At 59.6% G+C, this 23,202-nt stretch carries 24 protein-coding genes, 1 tRNA gene and 1 pseudogene; 5 read left to right on the top strand and 21 right to left on the bottom strand.

From position 1 onward, the window contains the following. Positions 1-5: 5 nt before the first annotated feature. Both ctaA and Q7V03_RS04510 read right to left on the bottom strand, forming a co-directional pair. Positions 6-1,175: a heme A synthase gene (ctaA, locus tag Q7V03_RS04515; protein WP_304924414.1), complete on the bottom strand. Its 1,170-nt coding sequence runs from the start codon at positions 1,173-1,175 to the stop codon at positions 6-8. 405 nt (positions 1,176-1,580) lie between these two features. Continuing rightward, positions 1,581-2,321, bottom strand: a complete 741-nt coding sequence (locus tag Q7V03_RS04510) for an RNA methyltransferase (protein WP_304924413.1) — start codon at positions 2,319-2,321, stop codon at positions 1,581-1,583. Positions 2,322-2,423: 102 nt separating this feature from the next. On the opposite strand from Q7V03_RS04510, the gene Q7V03_RS04505 reads away from it, so the two are divergent. Next, the gene (locus Q7V03_RS04505) at positions 2,424-3,044 is read left to right on the top strand and encodes a thiamine phosphate synthase (RefSeq protein ID WP_304924422.1); all 621 of its coding nucleotides are present in this window, start codon (positions 2,424-2,426) and stop codon (positions 3,042-3,044) included. Positions 3,045-3,106: 62 nt separating this feature from the next. On the opposite strand, the gene Q7V03_RS04500 is transcribed toward Q7V03_RS04505, so the two are convergent. The 3 genes from Q7V03_RS04500 to Q7V03_RS04490 form a co-directional block, all read right to left on the bottom strand. Beyond that, positions 3,107-3,964: a 1-acyl-sn-glycerol-3-phosphate acyltransferase gene (locus tag Q7V03_RS04500; RefSeq protein WP_304924412.1), complete on the bottom strand. Its 858-nt coding sequence runs from the start codon at positions 3,962-3,964 to the stop codon at positions 3,107-3,109. Then, the gene (locus tag Q7V03_RS04495; RefSeq protein WP_304924411.1) at positions 3,961-4,746 is read right to left on the bottom strand and encodes a GNAT family N-acetyltransferase; all 786 of its coding nucleotides are present in this window, start codon (positions 4,744-4,746) and stop codon (positions 3,961-3,963) included. The genes Q7V03_RS04500 and Q7V03_RS04495 overlap by 4 nt, the downstream gene beginning before the upstream one ends. A gap of 118 nt (positions 4,747-4,864) precedes the next feature. Next, on the bottom strand, positions 4,865-5,050 hold the full coding sequence (locus Q7V03_RS04490) for a DUF3553 domain-containing protein (protein WP_304924410.1): 186 nt from the start codon (positions 5,048-5,050) through the stop codon (positions 4,865-4,867). Between the two features lie 42 nt (positions 5,051-5,092). Between Q7V03_RS04490 and Q7V03_RS04485 the strand changes: the two genes are divergently transcribed. Continuing rightward, complete coding sequence (locus Q7V03_RS04485; RefSeq protein ID WP_370651074.1) at positions 5,093-5,689, top strand: histidine phosphotransferase family protein; 597 nt, start codon at positions 5,093-5,095, stop codon at positions 5,687-5,689. Here Q7V03_RS04485 and Q7V03_RS04480 read toward each other — a convergent pair. From Q7V03_RS04480 to Q7V03_RS04445, 8 genes are all read right to left on the bottom strand, one after another. Continuing rightward, entirely contained in the window at positions 5,679-6,938 is a 1,260-nt protein-coding gene (locus Q7V03_RS04480; RefSeq protein WP_304924408.1) for a glutamate-5-semialdehyde dehydrogenase, read from the bottom strand. The genes Q7V03_RS04485 and Q7V03_RS04480 overlap by 11 nt on opposite strands. Before the next feature lie 69 nt (positions 6,939-7,007). Beyond that, entirely contained in the window at positions 7,008-8,135 is a 1,128-nt protein-coding gene (proB, locus tag Q7V03_RS04475) for a glutamate 5-kinase (RefSeq protein ID WP_304924407.1), read from the bottom strand. Continuing rightward, the gene (obgE, locus tag Q7V03_RS04470; RefSeq protein WP_304924406.1) at positions 8,123-9,145 is read right to left on the bottom strand and encodes a GTPase ObgE; all 1,023 of its coding nucleotides are present in this window, start codon (positions 9,143-9,145) and stop codon (positions 8,123-8,125) included. Before obgE ends, proB begins: the two co-directional genes overlap by 13 nt. 131 nt (positions 9,146-9,276) lie before the next feature. Next, positions 9,277-10,311: a GNAT family N-acetyltransferase gene (locus Q7V03_RS04465; protein ID WP_304924405.1), complete on the bottom strand. Its 1,035-nt coding sequence runs from the start codon at positions 10,309-10,311 to the stop codon at positions 9,277-9,279. Between the two features lie 3 nt (positions 10,312-10,314). Further along, the gene (locus Q7V03_RS04460; RefSeq protein WP_304924404.1) at positions 10,315-10,863 is read right to left on the bottom strand and encodes a GNAT family N-acetyltransferase; all 549 of its coding nucleotides are present in this window, start codon (positions 10,861-10,863) and stop codon (positions 10,315-10,317) included. 138 nt (positions 10,864-11,001) lie between these two features. Next, positions 11,002-11,271 (bottom strand): 50S ribosomal protein L27, encoded by a 270-nt coding sequence (gene rpmA / locus Q7V03_RS04455; protein WP_054009148.1) that lies wholly within the window; start codon positions 11,269-11,271, stop codon positions 11,002-11,004. Positions 11,272-11,277: 6 nt separating this feature from the next. Then, a complete protein-coding gene (gene rplU / locus Q7V03_RS04450) occupies positions 11,278-11,730 on the bottom strand; it encodes a 50S ribosomal protein L21 (RefSeq protein WP_304924403.1) in 453 nt (150 codons plus the stop codon). 182 nt (positions 11,731-11,912) lie between these two features. Next, entirely contained in the window at positions 11,913-12,758 is an 846-nt protein-coding gene (locus Q7V03_RS04445; RefSeq protein WP_304924402.1) for a hypothetical protein, read from the bottom strand. 251 nt (positions 12,759-13,009) lie between these two features. Here Q7V03_RS04445 and Q7V03_RS04440 point away from each other — a divergent pair. Continuing rightward, positions 13,010-13,099 (top strand) — tRNA-Ser (locus tag Q7V03_RS04440). Between the two features lie 256 nt (positions 13,100-13,355). On the opposite strand, the gene Q7V03_RS04435 is transcribed toward Q7V03_RS04440, so the two are convergent. The 7 genes from Q7V03_RS04435 to Q7V03_RS04405 all read right to left on the bottom strand — a co-directional run bounded on the left by Q7V03_RS04435 (position 13,356) and on the right by Q7V03_RS04405 (position 19,926). Beyond that, positions 13,356-13,946 carry a helix-turn-helix transcriptional regulator gene (locus Q7V03_RS04435; protein WP_304924401.1) on the bottom strand — a complete coding sequence of 197 codons (591 nt, stop codon included), beginning with the start codon at positions 13,944-13,946 and terminating at the stop codon, positions 13,356-13,358. Between the two features lie 904 nt (positions 13,947-14,850). Further along, the gene (locus Q7V03_RS04430; protein ID WP_304924400.1) at positions 14,851-16,038 is read right to left on the bottom strand and encodes an AAA family ATPase; all 1,188 of its coding nucleotides are present in this window, start codon (positions 16,036-16,038) and stop codon (positions 14,851-14,853) included. Beyond that, positions 16,035-16,901 (bottom strand): toprim domain-containing protein, encoded by an 867-nt coding sequence (locus Q7V03_RS04425; RefSeq protein WP_304924399.1) that lies wholly within the window; start codon positions 16,899-16,901, stop codon positions 16,035-16,037. Before Q7V03_RS04425 ends, Q7V03_RS04430 begins: the two co-directional genes overlap by 4 nt. A 94-nt stretch (positions 16,902-16,995) precedes the next feature. Next, a complete protein-coding gene (locus Q7V03_RS04420; RefSeq protein ID WP_304924398.1) occupies positions 16,996-17,283 on the bottom strand; it encodes a hypothetical protein in 288 nt (95 codons plus the stop codon). 109 nt (positions 17,284-17,392) lie between these two features. After that, positions 17,393-17,572, bottom strand: coding sequence for an AlpA family transcriptional regulator (locus tag Q7V03_RS04415; protein WP_304924397.1), 180 nt, complete (start codon positions 17,570-17,572; stop codon positions 17,393-17,395). Between the two features lie 90 nt (positions 17,573-17,662). Then, positions 17,663-18,688 carry a hypothetical protein gene (locus tag Q7V03_RS04410; RefSeq protein ID WP_304924396.1) on the bottom strand — a complete coding sequence of 342 codons (1,026 nt, stop codon included), beginning with the start codon at positions 18,686-18,688 and terminating at the stop codon, positions 17,663-17,665. Then, positions 18,688-19,926 carry an integrase arm-type DNA-binding domain-containing protein gene (locus tag Q7V03_RS04405; protein WP_304924395.1) on the bottom strand — a complete coding sequence of 413 codons (1,239 nt, stop codon included), beginning with the start codon at positions 19,924-19,926 and terminating at the stop codon, positions 18,688-18,690. Before Q7V03_RS04405 ends, Q7V03_RS04410 begins: the two co-directional genes overlap by 1 nt. 482 nt (positions 19,927-20,408) lie before the next feature. Between Q7V03_RS04405 and Q7V03_RS04400 the strand changes: the two genes are divergently transcribed. Together Q7V03_RS04400 and Q7V03_RS04395 are read left to right on the top strand one after the other, a co-directional pair. After that, positions 20,409-20,636 (top strand): AlpA family transcriptional regulator, encoded by a 228-nt coding sequence (locus Q7V03_RS04400; RefSeq protein WP_304924394.1) that lies wholly within the window; start codon positions 20,409-20,411, stop codon positions 20,634-20,636. A 114-nt stretch (positions 20,637-20,750) separates the two neighbouring features. After that, positions 20,751-21,200, top strand: a complete 450-nt coding sequence (locus Q7V03_RS04395) for a helix-turn-helix transcriptional regulator (RefSeq protein WP_304924393.1) — start codon at positions 20,751-20,753, stop codon at positions 21,198-21,200. Between the two features lie 557 nt (positions 21,201-21,757). Here the strand turns inward: Q7V03_RS04395 and Q7V03_RS04390 are convergent. Then, positions 21,758-23,202: pseudogene (locus Q7V03_RS04390) on the bottom strand (hypothetical protein); the annotation flags it as partial.

The raw sequence follows: 23,202 nt of genomic DNA, 5'->3' as shown, positions 1-23,202 counted from the left end.
ATTGTTCACGCCGTTCCCTCCCGGATCGAGCCCGCCACCGGATACATCGACAAATGCCGCGCCCGAATGATCAGAACCCACAACACCACAGCCCCAATCTGATGGGTGATCGCCACATGTGCCTGCGCCGCGGTCAGCGCGGTGAAAATCCCCAAAACCACTTGCGCCAGCAACATAATCATCACCGCATGAAACGCCCGTCGCGTCGCCCCGTAAGCCGACCGACGCCCACGCAGCCATACCAAAATCCCATAGGCGAACAGCAAATAGCCCCACATCCGGTGAATAAATTGCACTAAACCGGGATTTTCAAAGAACGCATGCCACACAGGCAGCACCCCCCCTGCGCCATCCGGCACATAAAACGCATCGGCTGGGAAAAACTGCCCGTTCATATCCGGCCAAGTCGGAAAATTCCGCCCCGCATCAATCCCCGCCACCAGCGCGCCCAGCAAAATCTGCACAAACGTCAGATGCATCAAGCCCGAGGCTTTCACCACCAACTTCCGCTCACCAGCCCGCCGCGCCACCAGCAAATCCGTCTCCGACCGCCCCAGCAAAAGCGCATACCAAGTGATCAACCCAAGGATGATAAACGCGAGTCCCAGATGGGTGGCCAACCGATAAGACGCCACATCCACCTTCGCCCCGGTCAACCCCGACGATACCATCCACCAGCCAATCGCACCTTGCAGACCGCCCAAAGCACCGATCGCCAGCAAACGCTTGGTCCAGCGCGCCGGAATCTGCCGCGCCAGCAAAAACCCAAAGAACCCGACCGCCCAAACCAGCCCAATCACCCGGCCAAGCTGCCTGTGTCCCCATTCCCACCAGAAGATCGACTTGAACTGATCCAACGTCATCGCGGTGTTTTGAAGCTGAAATTCGGGCGAGACTTGATATTTTGCAAACTCCGCCGCCCAATCGGCGGCATTGAGCGGCGGGATCGCCCCGGTGACAGGCTTCCATTCGGTAATCGAAAGCCCCGAGTCGGTCAGCCGGGTCAGCCCGCCCACCGCGATCATCACCGCGACCAACGCAAAGATCACCAGCAGCCAAGCCCGAATGCCCCGCCGCGCGCCCTTGCCGCGCCCGTCAATCAACCCGCCCTGCCGAGCCGCCACCGCTGGCCCGCCGGGGCCTACTTCCTCAAAAATGCTGCGCTTCGTGGCCATACCGAACCCCTTCGTTGCTTGAACGAACACTAGGCCGACCCCCCAGCAGCTTCAAGGGCCGGACCTGCGGCCAGATACCGCAAACGCTCACGCCATGCTGACCGGGGCAAAGCTGTGCCCTGTCGGCATAACCTATCACCCAATCGCCCACCGCCCGGATAAAGGCGCTTTAGCGCCGCCGGGCAGCGCCTGTCCGCCCCCTCGGGCGGGTGCTATTGCAGCCTCTCACCTAGAACTTCTGGGGAGTTGCCTGAACCATAAAGCGCCTAGAACGAGCGTGGTTCGCCCACCCGGCGGTCCAGCGCAGCCCTGTGTAGCGGCTGAACAACGCGTTTACCTTCGATTAACCATACCGCCAACCGTTCAAAATACGTCAATAAAAACAATGGTCCCGAGTTGGGACCGTCACTCATCCCCCTGCGCCCGCAGTTTATAAGCGATCTGGCGCAGCATGCCATGAAAGGTCTGAACCTCGGCCTTCGTCAGCCCCAACCGAGACCACATATTCCGCAAGCTGGCCTTCATCCCCGGAATCTTCGCCTCGGGAAAGAAGAACCCAGCAGCCGACAACCGCTCCTCAAAATGATCGCCCAGCTTCTCAACCTCAATCCCAGACGCCATCTCCGTCCGCGCCAGCTCCATCACCACGCCCTCTGCAGGCTGGGTCTGCCGCCGCCATTCATACCCCATCAACAGCACACATTGCGCGAGGTTCAGCGAGGCAAACTCTGGATTGACCGGCACCGTCACGATCGCGTTGGCCAGCACCACATCTTCATTCTCCAACCCCGCGCGTTCCGGCCCGAACAGCACCCCCACCCGCTTGCCCGCTGCCACCAACCCCCGCGCGTGTTCCATCGCGGCCTCGGGGGTATAGATCGGCTTGGTCAATTCCCGACCTCGCGCCGTGGTGGCGAAGACAAAATCACAATCGGCAATCGAGTCCTGCACCGACCCGAACAAAGCCGCCTGATCCAACACCCGTCCCGCCCCGGATGCCAAAGCCACCGCAGCCGAATTCGGCCAACCATCGCGCGGCGCTACGATCCGCATCCGCTCCAGCCCAAAGTTCAGCATCGCGCGGGCGCTCGCACCGATGTTCTCGCCCATTTGCGGGCGGACCAGAATGAAAGCGGGCGGGATCATGGGTTTTCTCCGGGCAAGGTGGTGTCTGATACGCCAGCCTGCCTTGCTAGCCAAGGCCAGCTTTCTGCGCTATCAGGGGCCAACTTCATGCAGGATACCCCGATGGCCGACCAAGACCGCCCGCAGATCACCCTGATCACCCCGCCCACGATTGATCTGGAAACCTTCCCCGACCGCCTTGCCGCCGTGATGGACAGCACCGACATCGCCTGCGTCCGGCTGGCTTTGGCGGGCAAGGATGAAGACATGATCCAGCGCGCCGCGGATGCCTGCCGGTTGGTGGCCCATGCCCGCGACGTGATCATTGTTATCGAGAACCATTTATTGATGGTCAATCGGCTGGGTCTGGATGGCGTGCATCTGACCGATGGCGCAAGGCAGGTGCGCTATGTGCGTAAGGAATTGGGCGCGGATGCGGTGATCGGGTCGTTCTGCGGCGTCACCCGGCATGAGGGGATGAACGCGGGCGAAGCGGGCGCGGATTACGTCGCCTTTGGGCCTGTGGGGGCGACCCCTTTGGGCAATGGCGAGCAGGTCGAATTTGATTTGTTTGAATGGTGGAGCGCTGTCATCGAAGTTCCGGTGATCGCTGAGGGGGCGCTGACACTGGCTTTGGTTGAGAAGTTTGGCCCAGTGACCGATTTCTTCGGTGTCGGCGAGGAGATCTGGGGCGCGGATGATCCCTCGGCGACTTTGAAGGCGTTGATGGCACCGCTGGGGTAAGACGATCTCAGTCCCAGCTGGGAAACACTTGTGGGTTTCGTGGGTTTTCTGCGCAAAAACCACTATATCTTGTAGGTCGTGGCGCGCTGATCCAGTGCTTGACCTGCGGCAAGCGGGTGGCAGGCGCGGATCGTTTCCTCGCAATGAGCGGCAAGCTCTTTGCGGCTGGCGAAGGCATCTACCGCAACGGTTGGGTGAAAAATCACCTCAACCCGACCCTGCTTACGCACCGATAAGACTTGCAGCAGGTGTGGCGCGAAATCCATCTCGCCCCACCAGCCATAGAAGCGTGCATCTTGGCCGGGCGGCGCGTGGTAGATCACGCTGACAGGCTGGATGTGCAGGATCTGATCCAAGCCATGAGTGAAGAACGCCGCGAAAAGTGTTGATTTGAAAGGTAAAACCCTGATTGCGTCGGTGCTGGTGCCCTCGGGGAAGAACATAAGTCTGTGACCCGCGCGCAGCCGCGCCTCAAACAAAGCCTGTTGGCGCTTGGCTTCGGTGCCCTTGCGGGCGACGAAGACCGTTCCGGTCGCGCGGGCAAGCCAGCCGATCGCGGCCCAACGCTCCACCTCGGATTTGGCAACGAAATAGCCGCGTTGCACGGCGTTCAGGGCGAAAATATCCAACCATGACGAGTGGTTGGCCACCACGGCCCCCTTCACTTGCATCGGCGTGCCGCGCGTGACCAGGGCCAAGCCAAGGATCGGAAACACCAGTTTGCAGACGGCTTGGGTGATATAGGGCGTCCATGGGCGGGCTGGGCCGAACACCGGGCGCTCGATGAGACGCAGCAGCAGCAAAAGCAGCAAACCACTGTAGACGACCAAGCCCATCGCAGCACCACGCAGAGCCACGCGCAGCCATCCCATTGCCCCAAAGGGCGGCCAAGCCAGTGCGTCTGCACGCCAGCCGCTCATGCCTCACGCGCCGATTTACGGATGTAGAAATCGCGGTGCTTGGCGCTCATTTGGGCGGTGTCCATCACGAGGCACACGTCGGTGGTGTTGAAGGCGTGATCGACCCAAGCGCCCTGTCCGACATAGCCACCCAGCCGCAAGTAAGCTTTGATCAGCGCCGGTGTGGCCAGCATCGCCGCCTTGCGGTCCATCTGATGCTGTGGAATCAGCGCGCTGTGCGCAGCCTGCGCGGGGCGTGCGATGACACGCAACTCGGCCGGGGCAAGGTGGAAATGCTGCAAATAAGACAGCGGCTGCGCGAGGGCCGCCATATCGGTGCCATGGAATGAAGCCGCGCCAAACAGCACCTCGATGCCATGTTCCAGCACATAATCGGCCAAAGCATTCCAAAGCAAAAGCATCGCCGTGCCGCCGCGATAATCGGCATGGACGCAAGACCGACCGAGTTCGAGAAGTTTGCGGCCCGAAGCTTTCAACGCAGTCAGATCAAATTCTGATTCCGAGTAAAACCGCCCCGTTACCGCCAGTCGATCGGAAGGTAGCAGGCGGTAAACCCCCACCACATCTTGCAAATCTTCCGCCGAGCGCTGCGGATCAATCAGCAGCAGGTGGTCAAAAAAGGGGTCAAACTCATCGCGTTCCAGCCGGGCGTCATGGTCGGCCAACGTGACCGTCGCGCCCAATTCCTGCACGAAGACCTCATAGCGCAAGCGTTGCGCCGCGCGCAGATCACGGTCGTCTTGCGCCAAACGCAGGATGAAGGGCTTGTCGTCAGAAATCATCGGCAGCATCCGGTCCGGCTGTTTGGGCGACAGGTTTTCTTAGGCGCTGGCGGGCCGCAATGCAACCACGCGGGGCCTCGCGCTGATTGTGTTAACCGAAGATTAACCACATGCTGCGTCAATGTGCGCTTCGGGACGAGAAATCGCGCGTCAGTTCTACTTGAGAAAGGTCAATCACCACCTTGCCGGCATGTTCAAAATTAACTGTCACCCGGTTGCCAATACTGGATTGCACCTGCCCCAAGCCCCAATCGGGCCGCGCCGGGTGTCGCACCAGCATCCCCGGTTCCAGTAAAGCCGCCATATTCGCCTCGTTCGTTGAAGGATGACCGCAGTGACCGCCCAAATACCTGACAAACCCGATCTTGCAGCCCTTGTCGGCTCGCGTATTTGCCATGACCTTATCAGCCCGATTGGCGCCATCGGCAACGGGGTAGAGTTGATGTTGATGGAAGGTGCGGCCAAGGGGCCAGAAATGGCGCTGATCACCGAAAGCGTCGGCCATGCCAACGCCCGGATCCGTTTCTTCCGGGTGGCGTTTGGTGCCAGCAGTGCCGAGCAGCGCATCGGACGCAATGAGGTTATGGCGATTATCTCGGATATGACGCATGGCGGACGGGTGCAAATTGAGTGGGACAGCCCCGCCGATCTGCCAAGGCGCGATGTGAAGCTGGTGTTTTTGCTGATCCTGTGCCTCGAGTCGGCCTTGCCCTATGGCGGGCGGGTGCAGGTGGAGCGTGGCGAGGCGCGCTGGTCGCTGCGGGCGACGGCGGCCAAGCTGAAGATCGACCCAAGCCTGTGGGAGGGGCTGATCCATCCCGCGGCTTTGACCGAGATTGGCCCGGCGCAGGTGCAATTCCTGTTGGTGCCAGAAGAGATCACCCGTCAGCACCGCCGCCTGACCACCGAATTGATGGAGGGGGAAATCCGGCTTAGTTTCTGATCGTGCCATTGCCAGTGACCAGATATTTGAAACTGGTCAACTGATCCGCCCCCACCGGGCCGCGCGCATGCAGCTTGCCGGTGGCAATGCCGATCTCACCGCCCATGCCAAACTCGCCGCCATCGGCAAATTGCGTCGAGGCGTTGCGCATAAGGATGGCGCTATCAAGCCGCTGCATGAAGCGCGCGGCGGTTTCGTCGTTCTCGGTGAGGATGCTTTCGGTGTGGTTGGAGCCATATTTGCGGATATGCGCGATGGCCTCATCGACACCATCGACCAGTTTGGCGGCAATGATCATATCCAGAAATTCATGGCCGAAATCCTCGGGCCTGGCCTGAACCGTGCCCGGGATTTTCAACAATTCGCCCGTCGTGCGCACCTCAACCCCGGCGTTCAGCAGGTCTTCAATCAGCACAGCGCCGTGTTTGGTGTAAAACTGCCAGTCGATCAAAAGGCATTCCGCCGAACCACAAACCCCGGTGCGGCGGGTTTTCGAATTCAGCACCACGCGGCGCGCCTTTTCCAGATCGGCGTCGCGGTCGGCGTAGACGTGGCAAATGCCTTCCAGATGCGCGAACACTGGCACGCGGGCCTCGCGTTGCACAAGACCAACCAAGCCCTTGCCGCCGCGCGGCACGATCACGTCAATATATTCAACGGCTTGCAGCATCGCCGTCACCATTTCGCGATCACGCGTCGGGATCAGTTGGATCGCACCCACGGGAAGACCCGCTTCGCGCAGGCCCTGCTGCATACAATCGTGGATGGCTTCCGAGGAGTGAAAACTCTCTGACCCGCCGCGCAGGATCACCGCATTGCCAGCCTTCAAGCACAAAGCCCCGGCATCGGCGGTCACGTTCGGGCGCGATTCGTAGATCACACCAATAACACCCAAAGGGCTGGCCACGCGTTGAATATGGAGCCCAGACGGGCGATCCCATTCGGCAAGAACCCGGCCCACCGGATCGGGATATTCGGCGACGCTGCGCAGGGCGTCGACGATGCCACGGATGCGGTTTTCATCAAGCCGCAGACGATCCAGCATCGCGGGGCTGAGGCCCTTTTCCGTGGCGTAATCCATATCGATATAGTTGGCATCGAGAATGTCCTGCCGCCGCGCCCAGACCGCCGCCGAAGCCCCGATCAAGGCCGCATATTTGCGTTCCTGCGACGCGTAAGCGAGTTCCGCCGCAGCCGCCCGCGCTCTGCTGCCAATATCGCGCATCACATCCAAGATTTGCCCGTCCATCTTCGGCCCTTTCACATTGGCCCAAATATCCCGGGGGTGCGGGGGCTGGCCCCCGCGACGACCCCAAAGTCAGATCACCATATCATCGCGGTGTACCAAGGCGGCACGGCCCTGATAGCCCAGAATTGCTTCGATCTCACCCGAGCGGTGCCCGGCAATCGCATTGGCCTCGACGGCTGTGTAGCGCACGAGGCCCTTGCCCAAAGTATCGCCGGCAGGCGACAGGATTGCCACCGGGTCGCCGCGCCCAAACGTGCCTGTCACCGCAGTAACTCCCGCTGGCAGCAAGGATTTGCCCGCCCGCAGCGCCGTCACCGCCCCCGCATCAAGCCGCAATTCACCACGCGGTTTCATCGCGTTGATCCAGCGTTTGCGCGCGGCTTGGGGGTCACTTTGCGCCACAAACCATGTGCGTTGCGCGCCATTAGCCAAGGCTTGCAAGGGGCGCAGCACCGAGCCTTCCATAATCGCCATCGCACAGCCACCTTTGACGGCGGTTTTGGCGGCCAGGAGTTTGGTCTTCATGCCGCCCTTGGACATGCCTGAAATCGGCTCGCCCGCCATCGCCTCGATCTGCGGCGTGATGGTTTCCACCAAGTCAAAACGCTGCGCGGTGGGGTCTTCTTTTGGATTGGCGGAATAGAAGCCATCGACATCCGACAGCAGGATCAACTGATCTGCACCCACAGTCACGGCGATTTGGGCGGCCAAACGGTCATTGTCGCCAAAGCGGATTTCATCGGTGGCCACGGTGTCATTTTCATTGACGATCGGCACCACGCCCAGACTAAGCAGGGTTTCCATCGTGGCGCGGCTGTTCAGATAACGGCGGCGGTCCTCGGTGTCTTCCAGCGTCACCAGCACTTGTGCGGTGGTGATGCCATGCGGGGCAAGGACTTCTTCATAGGCGCGGGCGAGGCGAATTTGGCCCACGGCGGCGCACGCTTGGCTTTGTTCCAGCGTCAGGATACCATCACCGAGGCCAAGCACTTTGCGGCCCAAGGCGATGGAGCCCGAGGACACCAGCACCACATCGGTGCCGCGCACTTTCGCTTCGGCCACGTCCATTGCCAGCGCTGACAGCCAGCCTTGCTTCAGGCCAAGTTTGCGGTCGACCAGCAAGGCCGAGCCGATCTTGACGACCAATCGTTTGGCGTCGCGAATGTCAGGTGCGGTCAGAGGTTTTAAGGCTGCCAAGGCAGGCCCTCCTCGACAGGGGCCTCGCGTTTGATTTCGGCCATGATCGCCCGCAAAGCGTCGATCAGGCCGATGCCTGCGACGCCAGAAATCACATGCACCGGGCCGCCACTGGCCTTTTCAAGCGCTTTGCGGCGGGTGGTGATAGTGGCTTTGTCCAGCGCGTCGCACTTGTTCAGCGCAAGGAGGCGGGGTTTGTCGCCCAAGACTTCGGAGTAGGCTTCGAGTTCTTTGACGATGGTGCGGTAGTCTTTGGTGATGGTGGAGGAGGTGCCATCGACGAGGTGCAGCAAGACTTTGCAACGCTCAACATGGGCGAGGAATTGCATGCCCAGACCGCGACCTTCGGAGGCACCTTCGATCAGGCCGGGGATGTCGGCCATGACAAATTCTGCGCCATCAATGCCGACCACACCGAGGTTCGGCACCAAGGTGGTGAACGGGTAGTCAGCGATCTTCGGGCGGGCGTTGGAAACCGCGGCGAGGAAGGTGGATTTTCCGGCGTTGGGCAGACCCAACAGGCCCGCATCGGCGATCAGTTTCAGTCGCAGCCAGATGGTGCGCTCGATGCCTTCTTGGCCGGAGTTGGCGCGGGCGGGCGAGCGGTTGGTCGAGGATTTGAACGCGAGGTTGCCCCAGCCGCCATTGCCACCCTTGGCGAGCAGGATTTTCTGCCCGACGGTGACGAGGTCGGCGATCACGGTTTCTTCGTCTTCATCGAGGATCTCGGTGCCGACCGGGACTTTCAGGATGATATCGTCGCCGGTCTTGCCGGTGCGTTGGCTGCCCATGCCGCCCTGCCCCGACTTGGCGAAGAAGTGTTGCTGGTAGCGGAAGTCGATCAGGGTGTTGAGGCCATCGACAGCCTCGGCCCACACGGACCCACCGTTGCCGCCGTCGCCGCCATCGGGGCCACCAAATTCGACGAATTTCTCGCGCCGGAAAGAGACGCAACCTGCCCCGCCGCCGCCAGAGCGGATATAGACTTTGGTGAGGTCGAGGAATTTCATCGGAGCGGCTTTCTGAAAGATTAACTTGAGGCGATACAGGATTGGGGGGCGGGACTCAAGCGTGGGGATTCTTTGCGAGATTTGCGGCGGTCCCAACTCGGGACCAAATTTTAGTATTGTATTTCAGTTACTTAACTGTGCCATTTTAACAGATTATTAACCTTTGGCAGATCAAGCCGATAGATCACGATTGGCACAGCGCCCCTTGCAAGGCTTTCACCGATGCCTTCGCCAATTTGGCCAAAGCCCAGTTTGCGCAAAACCGCGCCAGACGCGGGGTTGTCGGTGCAGTGATCGGCGAACACCTCGGCCAGCCCAAAGCGCGTAACCATCTGCGGCAGGAAGGCGGCCATCGCCTCGGTCGCGATGCCACGGCCCCAGAATGCGGGGTCGAGGAAATAACCCGTCTCAATCGGATCATCCCAGATCCCGACCGCGCCGATCAGTTTGCCTTCAAACCAGATGCCAAGGCGAAAGCCCAAGCGGCCGCACCATTGGCTTTCCGCCAAAGTGGCGCGCACTTCGGCTTCGGGCCAAGGTGAGAGGTGAGAGTTGGTCATCGGGGCGACCCGTGGATCGCCACCAATGCGGGCGATGTCACGCCAGTCGCGCTCGATCTCTAACGGCGCGAGGCGCAGGCGGGGTGTTATGATTTCCAAAGGGTTGGCGGCACAAAACGCCTCGGGCGTCAGCAGAAGATCGACATGCGGGCGGTCTTGCCCCAAGGCGCGGCAGTGTTTCAAGCTGCGTCCGGTTTCGACAAAGCCGAGCTTTGCCAGCACGCGGGCAGAGGCTTGGTTGCCAGCGAAGTAGCCAGCGGCGACGGTGCTTTCATCATGGGCGAATTGCATGTCCAGCACAGCGCGGGCGGCTTCGGTGGCGTAGCCTTTGCCGTGCGCGTGGGGGGCGAGCCAGTAGCCAAGCTCGAAACCTGCGCCAATGATGCCTACGAACCCTTGCGCGTCTTCAATGGTGAAGGTTTCGCCGGGATAGGCGATCTGGGTGGCAAATTCGTGGAAATCGGCTGCCGTGTAAGGTACGGGCACACGGGCCAGCCAGCCAGAGATGGCGAGATCGTTCAGATATGCGACGACAGCGGCCTGATCACAGGCCGCCACCGGGCGCAAGCGAAGACGCGCCGTTTGAAGCTGGGCGCGTAAAGTCATGACTTAGGCCAGCTTTTTCACATAGGTCCAGGTTGGCACGAGGCCATTGCGCGCGACCGAAAACGTCTCGGCGTCGCCCAAGTATTGGAAACCCGTGTTGGTCAGCACGCGGGCTGAGCCGGCGTTGTCTTGAAACACCTCGGCAAAGATCGCGCAGTTGGCTTGCGGGTTGGCGGCCACCAAAGCTTTGACTGCCTCGGATGCAATCCCCGTGTTCCAGAATGCAGGTGCCACCCAATAGCGGATTTCAGACTGGCCGTGCGTCGGCTTGTGCGCGTCCATTGGTTTCAGGCTGATCACGCCCAGCACTTCGGCCAGACCCGTGGCGGAACCGTCCATCACCCAAACCTGTTCCTCCGAACGCCCGCCCATCGCGCGGCTGACGAAGGCATCGGCTGCCCCCGGCGGCAAGGGATGGGGAATCGAATGGGTGGCTTCGGCGACGCGTTTGTCGCCTGCGTAAAGCGCGAACAAGCCAGCGTCCGAGCGCTGAACCGGGCGCAGCACAAAGCGACCAGCGGCGATCTGGCCATCGGTGGGAACAGCAATCATATCCAAAACCACGGGCTTACTCCTGAAAGCCTTGCAGGGTGCAAACCCTGAGGAAACCTCATTCCGATGGCGGAAATAAGGAAGGGGACCGGTCTTTCGACCGATCCCCCGTTTACAATCTAATTGTAAAGGTTCGGCTTATTCTGCGGCTTTCGCTGCCGGAAGCACAGAAATAAACGTCCGGCCCTTGAAGCCTTTTTTGAATGTCACATGACCTTCAACCTTGGCGAACAGGGTGTGATCGACGCCCATGCCAACGCCTTCACCGGGGAACCAAGTTGTGCCGCGTTGACGCACGATGATGTTGCCCGGGATGGCGACTTGGCCGCCGAACAGTTTCACGCCAAGACGACGGCCAGCCGAGTCGCGGCCGTTGCGGGATGAGCCGCCTGCTTTTTTGTGTGCCATGAGGTATTACTCCGACGCTACAGCGGCTTTAGCAGCACGCTTGGGTTTCGCAGGAGCTTCGACCGGAGCGGCCGGAGCATTGTTATGGGCCGCGCGGCGTGCATCGGCGGTGCCGGTTGCAGCAGCGACGCCCGAGGCATCAGCGCCCGTGGCCAGCACATCCAGCACACGAACCAGCGTCAGGTGCTGACGGTGGCCTTTGGTGCGCTGCGACGAGTGCTTCCGGCGGCGTTTGACGAAGTGGATGACCTTTTCGCCTTTGATCTGGTCGATCACTTCGGCTTGCACAGCCGCACCTGCCACGAAGGGCACGCCAATGGTCAGGCTTTCGCCGCCAACCATCAGAATTTCGTTGAACTGGATCTTTTGACCAGCAACGGCATCAAGCTTTTCAACGCGCAGAACGTCACCCGCCTGCACTTTATACTGCTTGCCGCCTGTCTTGAGGACCGCGAACATGGGTCTTTCCTTCTCTTGCTCCGCGTCTTGTGGCCCCGGTGAAGGAGTTCTTGGGTTTCCCCGCCTCGGACAGCGCGCCCCTGTGGGCGTCATGAATTAAAGACCCGACGAGATTCGCACCTCGCCGGGATGCGCGCTTATGCGGCGGGTGGGCGCGCGTGTCAAGGCCGAGTCTGGTGGGGTCAGATGTCTTGCCCGGCCATCAAGCGGCCCGCCGATTGGCCGAGTTCTTTCGAGACTTGCACGAACATCGCATCAAATGCCACGAACATCGCCCGGTTGGCTTTTTGACCAGCGGGGGTTTCTGAGAACGCGATGTATTTGCCAAGCTCTTTGTCGCTGAGCGGTTGGTAGGCCAGCATCAGGAACGGGAACAGCCATTCGGTGGTGTCGCGGCGCACATCGGTTTCCTGCGACCACACTTCCGCCAGCATATCAGCTTCGGGCATCGGTTGCGCGAAGGCTTCGGCGGCGTTCATGCCGCGGTAGAATGCCAGATTGCCGTTCAAAGCGCCCATGACATTGGATTCGACAAGGTCGTTGATCTCGGCAAAGCGGTTGATTTGTTTTGCACGCGGGGTCTTGGCGTTCAGCGCTTTGCCCCAGAGTTTGGCGGCGGCCTCGGTGGCGTTGTCATCCAGCAGGGTTTTGCGGGCGTCAATCTCCAGCGCCAGAATATACTGGCCGAGCGGGGTGCCGAAGAAATCCCGCATGGCGGCTTGGGTGGCGGGATCGTTCTGCAGCGCTTTGGTCAGGGCTGCATCGAAGATCTGGTGCAGACGGGTGGTGTCATAGACCCGGCTGACCACGACGTCCCACGCGGCCCCATCTTGGCCGGGGAACAGATCGGCCTCCATCTCCTTGCCATTGGCGAGGCCCTCGGTGCGCATCACGGCGATCAGGGCGCCGATCTTCAGGGTCTGGCTGAGGGCCGAGATATCAGGCTGGATGGCCTGCGTCTGCGCGAAGGATGGCAGGGCAGCGATCGGAAGGGCAAGACAAAGCAAGAGAAAGATGGGGCGCAGCATATCGGGCCTTTCGCGGCGGATTGGGGCCACAGTTACGGCGTTGCGCACGCGCTGCCAAGGGCGCGGAGGACACAGATCGGTGAGGACGCGGCGCTTTGCTGGTCTGGCGCTGCGCGGCAGAAAGACTGGTGTGCGGGACGCATGAGACGGGTGTAGGCGCTGCACCTGTGCAAAGTCTTTGCACCCAGTGATAAAATCGGGGTTGCAAGCGCTGCGCGACCCCGCTAAATCCCCGCCACGATCCCTACCGCGGAGAGGTGGCAGAGTGGTCGAATGCGGCGGTCTCGAAAACCGTTGTCGGTTTGCGCCGACCCAGGGTTCGAATCCCTGTCTCTCCGCCAATCACCCCCCGTAAAGCATTGAAAATACTAATATTTTCGCAAACACTGATTTTACATCCCCCATATCATCCCCCACCTTGCAAAATTTGCCGTGTGTTTCATGGCACAGCTTTACGAAATATGCGAAGGTCGGCAGGCTTCGCCCTGATGCGGAAATTCCCGGCGCTCGGCCTAAGACCCCACCCCCGCGCGCGCGTATCTCTACGCAATGTCAGGTTTTGACAGGTTCGCCCTGCGCGCGCGCTTGCATGCGTGCTTACCCACACCCCCCTTTTGAAATTTGCTCCCAGTGTGAGCGGACGTCCGACCACAGGACTGGGTTGCGAGGTTGTGGAGTTATGGCCCCCCCCCCCCTCATACGCGCCCAGCGCCGTCTCTGGGCCTCGGCAATGCGTTCCAAGCCCTCGGGCGTCTTGGCCCCGGTGGATTTACCGCCATGAAACTTGCAGCGGCTCTTGCCCGGTTCTGATTTGTTGCGGCATTGCCCGCCTTTGCGCGTCTTGGCCCCGCATATGACGCGGTGGCAGGCGAGGCGCTGGGCTTCCCGCTCTTTGGCGCGGGCAAGATAGACGGCGAATAGCGCCTCGGCTTGGGCGTCGGCTTGTTCGCGCCAACTAACACCCCATCCCCCCGTGCGCGCAATACTGGGCCAAGAATCCTGCAAACCCAAAGCCTCGGCCATCAAGCGCCATGCGCCATGCCATCCGATTTGCGCCTTGGCTTCCCAATACTGGACGGTATCGCGGGACACTCCCACACGCTTTGCCAGATCGGCTTGCGTCACTTTCGCCGCCTTGCGCGCGGCCCGCAGATCGGCCCCTGAAATGTTGCGGTTTATGGTCGGCATGCTTCCCACGCGGTCCCTTGCCTTGGATGTCATATACATTTGCACGCCCCCCCCGCTCAAAATCTCTGATTTGTGGAAGCGTGAAGAATGCTCCCCCCTCCGGTCCCGAACCCTAGAGGCCCCAGAGATTTGCTTACCCCCCCGTCACCCATCGCTTTTGCGCGCCCACGCTGCCCGCTTGCGGCACCCCTGCGAACAATAGCAGGCATCGGCGCGGCGATAGATCGGCACAGGGCGGCGGCACCAATGGCATAGCCAGCCACGGGCTAGACGCCTTAGAACGGCCTCGGCCCGGGCGTTGCGGTGCCGCATATTACCCCCACCATAAAGTATGCTGGCATCGCTGCGATACAGCAGCACCGACAGGCGGCGGGGGTAGTCATGGCCTAAGGCTATTCCATCAGGATCGGGGCCGGGCATCTGGATTTCCTTTGATTGATTTCAACCGTCGCCAGCTAACGCTATGATTTCACCATCCGTTTAGAGCTGACTTGTCCCGTATTTCCGGGGCCATAGGCGGGCTAAAGCGTTGATTTGCCATGACGCGCTGATTTTAACCCCCTCGGCCATCATCGCGGCATAACCCCCGCCAGCGCCGCCAGCAGGCCACGGCATAGGGTGAGGGTTGCCGATGGTGTCAGAGGCACCGCCGCGACTTCCTTGCTGCCTCTCCTGAAGTGCAAGACGGGGCCGGGGCGGATGGTGATTAGCATGGCTGGCCCGCCGATTTGGGCGCGAAAATCTAAGCCGTGAACATCACAAGGTGGGGGAAAGGTGGGGGCGGTTCTTACTTCCCCCACCCCCACCCCCACACCCCTATACAAGGTGGGGGTGGGGGGTGAGGTAATGGGTTTTTGCAAGGTGGGGGGAAGGTAGGGGTAAGTGGGGGTAAGTGGGGGAAACTTCATTCTGGCACCGCCGGGTTATTCTCGCCCGCAAAGACAAAATCCGCCTGCTTGTTCTTGTCGCCATAGGTCAGCCGCTCAATCCGCAGAACGTCGCTTTCAATCCACTTTTTCAGCATGGTCTTCACTCTCGCCTTGTCAGAAGCCTTAGACAGATCAAGCCCCAGCACCTCGGCAATCACTTCCCCGGCCCAACCTTTGGCTTGGCTATTTTCGCGCGGTGGATTTTCGCAGGCGGCAATCTCGGCCCGCACCCGGCACGCGTCGTTCACGGTGATGCCCGTAAACGCCTCAGGCCATACCCAAGGCCGGATGGTGGCGACGTTCTCACCATTGGCAATCATCACGCCCGTTTTCTCAAACCAGCGGTTCCGATCTGATGACGGCGGCGCAAGGTTGCTCTCGGCCTCACCGATGCGGAAATAGTGCCGGAAATCGTCAACACCCGCCTGCGCGCCCTCGGCCTCGGTCATAGGCACCAGCAGGCGATTGAAGCGCGCCACACCACGCAGGGCCGATCCACCCCGGCCATCATCTAGGGTTGGTGCAATGCCGGGGGAAGGTTTGCGCGTGTGGTGGACAAGCCCAATAGCCGCCCCGGTTTCGGACGCAAGCGCGCGGATGCGCCCGCCCAGCGCGCGGAAAACCTCGTTTGTCTCGGGGCTATGGCTCAAGTCTTGCAGCGGGTCGAATATGGCGAGCGCAATGCCTTCCCGCTTGATCAGGTCGGCAAGTGCCAGGAAGGCGGATTCGGCAATGTCGCCTTTCTCGCCCCTTATCAACACAACCGGGCTTTCAGCCGTCACCCCGGAAACGGGAAACAGCCTGCCTATGATTTCGGATTGCGGGATTTGCCATGCCTGCAACACCGCCGCCACCCGGCCTTGAATGACGGCTAAATCATCCTCGGCATTGTAATACAAAACCTTGATCGGCGCGGCGGGCTTGCCCGTGAGAAATCCGCGCCCGGTGGCGGCGTCAATGGCCTCGGACAGCGCCAAGAGGCTCTTGCCTGTCTTTGGTGCGGCAAAGGTAACGCTTAGGTATCCCGCCGCAAAAGTGTCGCCATAGACAAACCTCAGCCGGGGAATTTGTGCCGGGTCGATCTCCTGCCATGCCTGAAAATCATAGATCAGCGGCGAGGCCCCGGCCTGCGGTGTAAAGGGGATGGGTTTGGGCAGGTTCAAGCTGCAATCCCCCCGCGCAAGGCGTCATTCCAATCCTGCCCCTCGGGCGCTGGCAACATAGACACAGCCCAGCCCAGAGCATTGGCGCGCTCGGCCAATACATTGCCCGCCTGCCATCCGGCCCCGGCATCATCGGAATCCGTCGCCACAATCAATTCGCCGGGGGGCTTGGGCAGGGCGAGGGCTTTCATTCCCGAAGTGGACAGCGCCGCCCATACAGTCGCAGGACTCGCCAGAAGCCCGCTTAGAAGGCTTAGGCCAGTCTCTATTCCCTCACACACCACCAGCGGCCCCGGTGCCTCTGACAGCGCCACGGCACCGCCTGCGCAGGGGCCTTGCATCATCTTGGCTTGGCCGCCGATGCGCGCCCCGGTTTTCTCAAAGTAGGTGCGATGCACGCCGCCCGTGGACACGTCACCCACCATTGCCGACAACCAGCGGGCGCTGGGCGCGTGGAAGGCATCTGCGGCCCAGCCAAGCGCGGGCGACAGGGGGCAGGTAATACCGCGCCCGCGCAGATAGGCTTCGCCCTTGGTGCCTTGCAGCGGCTTGCAGGTGGCCCAGAGCCGCCGCGCCTTGGCGAGTTGTTCCGCCGCATAGGCTTCGCGCTTGGCGTCGGCTTCGCGCGCGGCTTGTGGATCCACTCGCAGGGCATCGCGGGGCAATCCCGCCGCCCGCACAATGTCGCGAAAGTCGCAGCCGCTCTTGTGGCAGAACGCCAACAGCGCGCCACCCTCGGCCCGGATGGAAAGCCCGCGTTGATCGCGGCGGCGCTCGGACTGGCAGACCGGGCAAGGCGCAATGCCAGCTTTGCCCCGCCATTCCCCGCCCAGCGATTGCGTCAAGATATGTGCCTCAGTCATTCGCGGGTCTCCCCATAGATCAGCGATGCCAAGAGCATGGCGACAGGGGCCGAAACCCCCAATGCACGGCGCAAGCGGGCGAGTTGCAAAGCGGTCATTTCAGCACCCCATCGGCAAGTGACTTTGCAGAGGGCGGATAATTCAGGGTTGCTGGGTCGGTGCCGGGGGCGAGGAAGTAATGCGCGACGTTTTCCTTGCCGCGCAGTTCCGCATTGATCGGCCAGCTATATTCCCGTTTCAGCCGCTCCACGATTGCGGCTAAGCGCCAGCCTTTGATTTCGCGGATTTCGGATTTGGTGGAAATGGTGCGGCGCTCGGCCAGAGCCTTGCAGCACCAAAAAACCTGCGTTGGGCTGGAATACCATTGTTGTCTGTTTGTCATAGCTCGATGCCTTTTGTTGCGGCTCGGGCGGCGATGCGCTATGCTTGGGGTGTCCTGATACCGCACAAACGAATAGAGCCGCTGCCCGTGTCGGGGTGGCGGTTTTTCGTTATGCGGCGGTGCGGCTTGCTAGCCAGTCGGCAATCCGGCTTTCCGGCCATGCGACGGCGCGACCCGTCAACTTGATGGGGCGGGGGAATTTCCCCGCCTTCATCAGGTCGTAAATCGTCGTTGTCGACAGCCCCGTAAGTTCGAGAACGGCAGGGCGGCGAAGGTGCTTTTCAACCATGATGGCCTCCGAATGTTGGCGTTACATGGCGAAAGCATGGGGGCAATCTATGGTGCGTTCAAACGAATGACGGCCCATATAAGGCGGTTCTTATCCGCAGGATGGGTCGACAATTCTGGGCTTTTCGGGGGCAATTTTGGGCATTTCTTCATCTGATTTGGGCATAGTTTCCAAAAGCGGAGCGAGATAACGCTGGGCGGTGCTTCGAGACAGAGGAAGATTGAAATGTGCAAGATACCACTCTTGCGCTTCTGCCAAAATTGCTTCCTTTTTGTTGGGCAATTCGCGGCGTTTCAGTTGCATTGCGCGCAAGACTGCTGTTTGTGCTAAGCCTTCGCCCATAGGGGTGCGCCCTTTACGGCGGCGTGGTGAGGGTTCAATTGAGGCTCCGTTTTCCTCATCTAGAATAAAAGTGCTGCCGTGGAGCCACCCGCTCACACGTCGTGGTTCAACACGGCTTGAATTGAAAACGCGCAGGCAGTCGCTAATTGACACGGTAACTGCCAAATAGACCCCGCCATCAACAGCTAGATTCGAATTTGCAAAATCCACCCCTGTAAGCGTCCAGTCTTCTGGCGCGATTTCCTGAAAATCTTGGCACTCGCCGTAACCAAGTTCATCAGACCCAACGAGAAATAGACCGCTAGCTTTCAATGTTCCATCTGTAAGTGCATGTAAAACTTCAATTTTTGCGCGGTCTATCGCCTTCTCTAGAGGGGCGTTGAAAACCTTCAATTGCCGCGCTGCTGCTATTTCGTTTTCATCGATTAATTCTCGTTCAGCAAGGTGTTGAGCAAATTTGGGGTCTAGTTTGGCAGATTCCCAAAGTTGCGCCATATATGATCTATCGCTACTTAATAGTTCTTCTAGTGTTTGCGTTCCGCAAATTTCACGAAGGTGCAAATAATCGTCAATTGAAACCTCTGGCAACAAATTGGCGATTTGGTGCTCGTCAAGCCAAAGTCCGGAAGTCCATTGCGCCCCTCCAATATCAAGAATCTTATCGCGGTCCAATCGATAACCAACTTCTGGCATGATGCCCAAAGCAATCCAATGCGCGATTTCAAAAAGGTGCATATGTTCATCATCGGCTTGACGCGCGGAAAATAGGCGCATTATGCAATCCTCACCACTTCGCCGCGACGTTCCGACAGGAATCCGGCCCATGCTTCCATCATCTTGGCCCGCTTCTCGAATAGGTCAGATCGGGCATATGCTTGTTCGACGGCATCCCCAGCCATGTGCGCAAGTGCCGCCTCGGCCACCTCACGCGGGAAGGTGGTGCGCTCTTGCGCCCAAGTGCGAAAAGAGGTGCGGAACCCGTGAATGTCGATGGGAAAGCCAAGTTCCCGCACCAGCTTAATCAGCGTCATATCTGACAGCGGCCTTCCCTTTATCGTGCCGGGGAATACCAGCCCATCGCCCTCTGACAGCCCGCGCGCCTGTTTCAGCAACTCCACCGCACGGCCTGACAGTGGCACCCGATGCGCCCGCTTGGCCTTCATGCGCAGGGCTGGGATAGTCCACACCTTCGCGGGCAAGTCGATTTCCGACCATAGCGCTTCACGGGCTTCACCAGAGCGGGAAGCGGTCAGCACCAGAAATTCAAGGGCCAGTTTCGTGGACAGCCCAGCGCCGGACGCCTGCACGGTCTGGATGCATCCTGTTACCTCGGCATAGCCCAGCGATTTGCGGTGTTCGACGGCCTTATCCACCTTGGGCAGGGCGAGGCTTACGGCATCGGCGGGGTTATCCTTGCGCCAGCCCTTTGCCATCGCCCATTTCAGCACCACTCCGATGCGCTGGCGAACCCGCCGCGCGGTTTCCTGTTTCCCCGTCCAGATCGGCGCAAGGGCTTTCATCAGATCGGCGCTTGTCACCTCTGACACGCGCAAATTGCCGAAGGCTGGGAAGGCATAGGTTTCGAGCGTGCTGATAAATTGCGCCGCGTGCTTTTCATTGCGCCATGTCGGCTTGTGCAATTCGTGAACGGTGCGCGCCGCCTCGGCAAAGGTGGGCACCGCGCGGGCTTCATTCTTGAGTTGGATGGGGTCTTGCCCTTCATAGGCGAGTTGCCGATTGCGGCGGGCGTTTTCCCGCGCGGTGGCGAGGCTCACCAGATCGGGCGAACCCAAGCCGATTTCCCGACGCTTGCCGCGAATGACAATGCGCTGCACCCACAGGCGCAAACCGCTCTTGTCCACCCGCAGATACAGCCCGTTTCCGTCGAAGTATTTGCCGGGTTCTTTGGCGGCATCGACGGCGCGGGCGGTCAAAGCCTTAGCCGGCGCGCGCGGTGAACGCTCAGCCTTTTGGTCATCCCCCATTTCATCCCCCATAAGTCGCCGGAACATGGGGAATCCTGGCGCAATTCGGCGGAATAAGAAAGTGAAAAGCGCCCAATAAACATAGGAATATGGCGGCATCTGGCGTAACACAGCGAAACCCGGTTGGGTAGCCTGTCTCTCCGCCACACATCTCCATAACCTATTGATGTTGCTGTATTTAGTTGGATATCGGTTTTTCATCCCACCATCCACCCCACCAACTTCTTTGCGAACTGATGCGGTGCGCTGCAACGAACTGCAGTAGTGGAGCTGCTTGTTAGTGATGTATTTGCACTCGAGGCAGCGGTTGTCACAATTTAATCTCAGCCCTGACGCCCCTCACGACCGGTAACGCTATCTGTCAAGAAATATCCGGCCGATCCCCAATCCAGCTCGCTTTTCACGTTGTGAACTATTTCATTAAATTCATGCGCAGTCCTCTTGTGCGATTGCTATAATGGCGGTGTGGCATTCTTCCCGCCGCGATCCAACATCACAGGAAGCATCTCATGGCCGCGCATGTCTATCTCTCCGTTATCCAGGTTGCGGAACGCCTTGGCGTTTCGCGTGACAGCATCTACCGCTGGAAGCGCCTTGGTGGCTTCCCCGCAGCCTACAAGCTGAGCGCCGGTTCTTCGCGCTGGCGTCTCGCTGATATCGAAGCGTGGGAGTCGAAGCTGGATGCAGCATTTGCAACTCATCTGTCGTTCGCACCCAGCCTGCAAGCAACCGCCTGACCGGCACGAAAGCTTAGCAGGCATTTCAACTGAAAGATTAAGCCATCAAACACCTGAGCCGTGCATGCGGCTCAGTGTTCCCACCAGCGACCCAAGCGTCACTCGCTATAATCAATGTATGCAGATCAACACGACTGCGACATTGAAAAGAAAGCGAAAACCATGAAAAGCAGACCCTACGCCGGAACCCGTTTGGCGAAATTTATCGAAACTCGCGTTCTTGAGCTGCGCCCGAATAAATCTCAGATCGAGATCGCTACCGAGGCCGGATACGTCAATCCGAACATGCTGGCGATGATCAAGAATGGCTCGACCAAGCTGCCGCTCGACCGGGTGCCCAGTGTCGCCAAGGCCCTGGACTGCGACCCGAAGCTGCTGTTTAAGCTCGCCCTCGAACAATCGGGTGGCGCAACGACCGCGGTCGCCGTCGAGGCGATCTTCGGCACCGTCGTCACCCGCAATGAGGTTGCGTGGCTCGAAGAGATCCGGGATGCGTCTGGGGATTCAGACCCGAACCTGACGTCGCGCAGCCGCACCGCCTTGCGCGCGGTGTTTGGCAAATGAGTGGTGCAGGTGCAGATGGCGTTTCCGTGGCTGGTTTCAGGATGCCGTCTGACCGGCCCATCAGCGACAACGAGGTGGCGTGGATCGCCTTCCTGCGGCTGGTGTCGCGTGAAAGTGACCCCGCTCCGACGCTGACACTTGTCCAGGCTATGCGTCTGGTCTTTGAACATGAGGGCCGAGAGATATGAGCATCTGGTCTACCCTTTGAGCGGTCTTAGATGGGCTACAACTAGAACTGACCGGGCCCAAAAATGAGCACCTCTACCGAAGTGAACGGTCAAAGGCATTTTCTTGATTGAACAGGCCGACGGGTCGTGAAGGGCGGTTAGTGGTCTGTCGGCACCGCAGCGCGGCGCCCGCAGCCACTCTGGCAAGGCAGTCGCTCGCGCGGACCATAGCTACTCCCTACCCGAAGCTACAAGTGGGCGGCAAACCGCCTGACAGTGGCGAGGGCCATTCATCCGATCAGGACTTTATCCCGGAACCTGTCGTTCGCTAATCCATCTCGGCGAAGTGTAGGGAACGACTTACCGTGGAGCCTGAGATGAATGCCCCGCTTACTTCCTGAACATGTTCATGCGGATGTCGTCATCGAATACCCCTCGCCGCCACGATGAGATGAAGCGCCGATCCTGCAACCAAGTCACAAACTCAAGGTTCACGTCGCTGCCCTCTATCTTTGGCGACGCAAAACCGGGTCGGATATCAGGAAGTGGATCAGGCAAAGAATGCAGGATGCCTCTCACCTTCTGATCATCGAAAATCCCGTGAAGCATGTTAAACAACGATATCTGCGTAGCAAGAGGCCGGGAGCTCACGATGATCGCACGTGCGGCGTCGATTCCGAGATTATCAATCTTTGCGCCGGTTCGCGCGATTATTCCGCCTACGATGGCGGCACGCGATGACATGTTCGCCAATAGACTAGAATCCATCTTGCGGATTATCGTCACCCGGTTTTCATCGCTGATGTCCGCCTCCAACAGATTTTGCCGGAAATCGTCGTCTAAAGCGCACCCGCCCTCGATCTCAAAGAACTCTGCAATGTTCTTCGCCACGAAGGCGACACCAAATGGATGGGGGGTGCCGAGATGCGACAGGTTGCTTGCGGAGAAGTTCACTATGTTTTGGTCGACCAGTATCTTGGTCTTTTCCGAACTAATCTGCTTTGGGAAGGCTTCAAGCCGTCCCGGAAGCTTTTTGACATAGGCGTCATATGCTTCGGCGCTCAAAGCGTCGTTCTCATAGATGAACTTGCATAATAGTGCGGCCCGCTCTCCATCCGGGATCTTGTGGGCAGCGAGCGCACGCGACGTTGCTGCGCTGTTCAAGAACTGCGTAAGTATTTCCTCATCGTATTTGTCACTCCCAAGAAAAGCTATGCAGTTCTCCCAGGTCGCTTCGATCTTCTCGATCTGGAAAAGCTTGGCATGGAGATTGTCGGGAACCTGATCCAAACTCGGGATTGATGTCGACTGTTTCTCGAGAAACTCAACAATGTCATCGAACTCCACGTCATCCCGCCCGATGACGTGTTGAATGGCGGAAATGCTCTCTCGGCAATTGCCAGGCAAACGAAGCAAGACGTTCCGCAGATACTCGCCGAAACGGATATCGATCTTCGCCAGAAGCGGTGCGCTACCAGATTCGAGCGCCAAAGTGTAATTTTGCTCGCTTGGCCGATTAGGATCCCCGATACCAAGGACGACCCGAAATATGAAATTTAGGTTGTCGATAGAAAGCTTAAAAAGTCCATCTTCGAACAAAATCCGTCTGATACCCGGGTGCGCCTCCACTGCGGCTAGGTCGGTCACTTCGATGTCGAGTGGTTGCAGTCGTTCGGCGGGGACATCGACCCCCTGTGCCAAAATATCGGCCAACCTCTGGTAATCCCCCCCGAAAGTAAGGGGCTGCATAAGTAGAATTTTCTCGGTAATATGAACGAGGAGATTCCGAATGAAGACAAGCAGATACACTGAGGCGCAGATCCTCGCGATCCTGC

Origin of the sequence: Cypionkella sp., from assembly GCF_030652235.1 — a bacterium.
GTDB lineage: Bacteria > Pseudomonadota > Alphaproteobacteria > Rhodobacterales > Rhodobacteraceae > Cypionkella.
The sequence above is the reverse complement of the archived record's forward strand: the minus strand, read 5'-3'. Positions and strand labels throughout refer to the sequence as shown.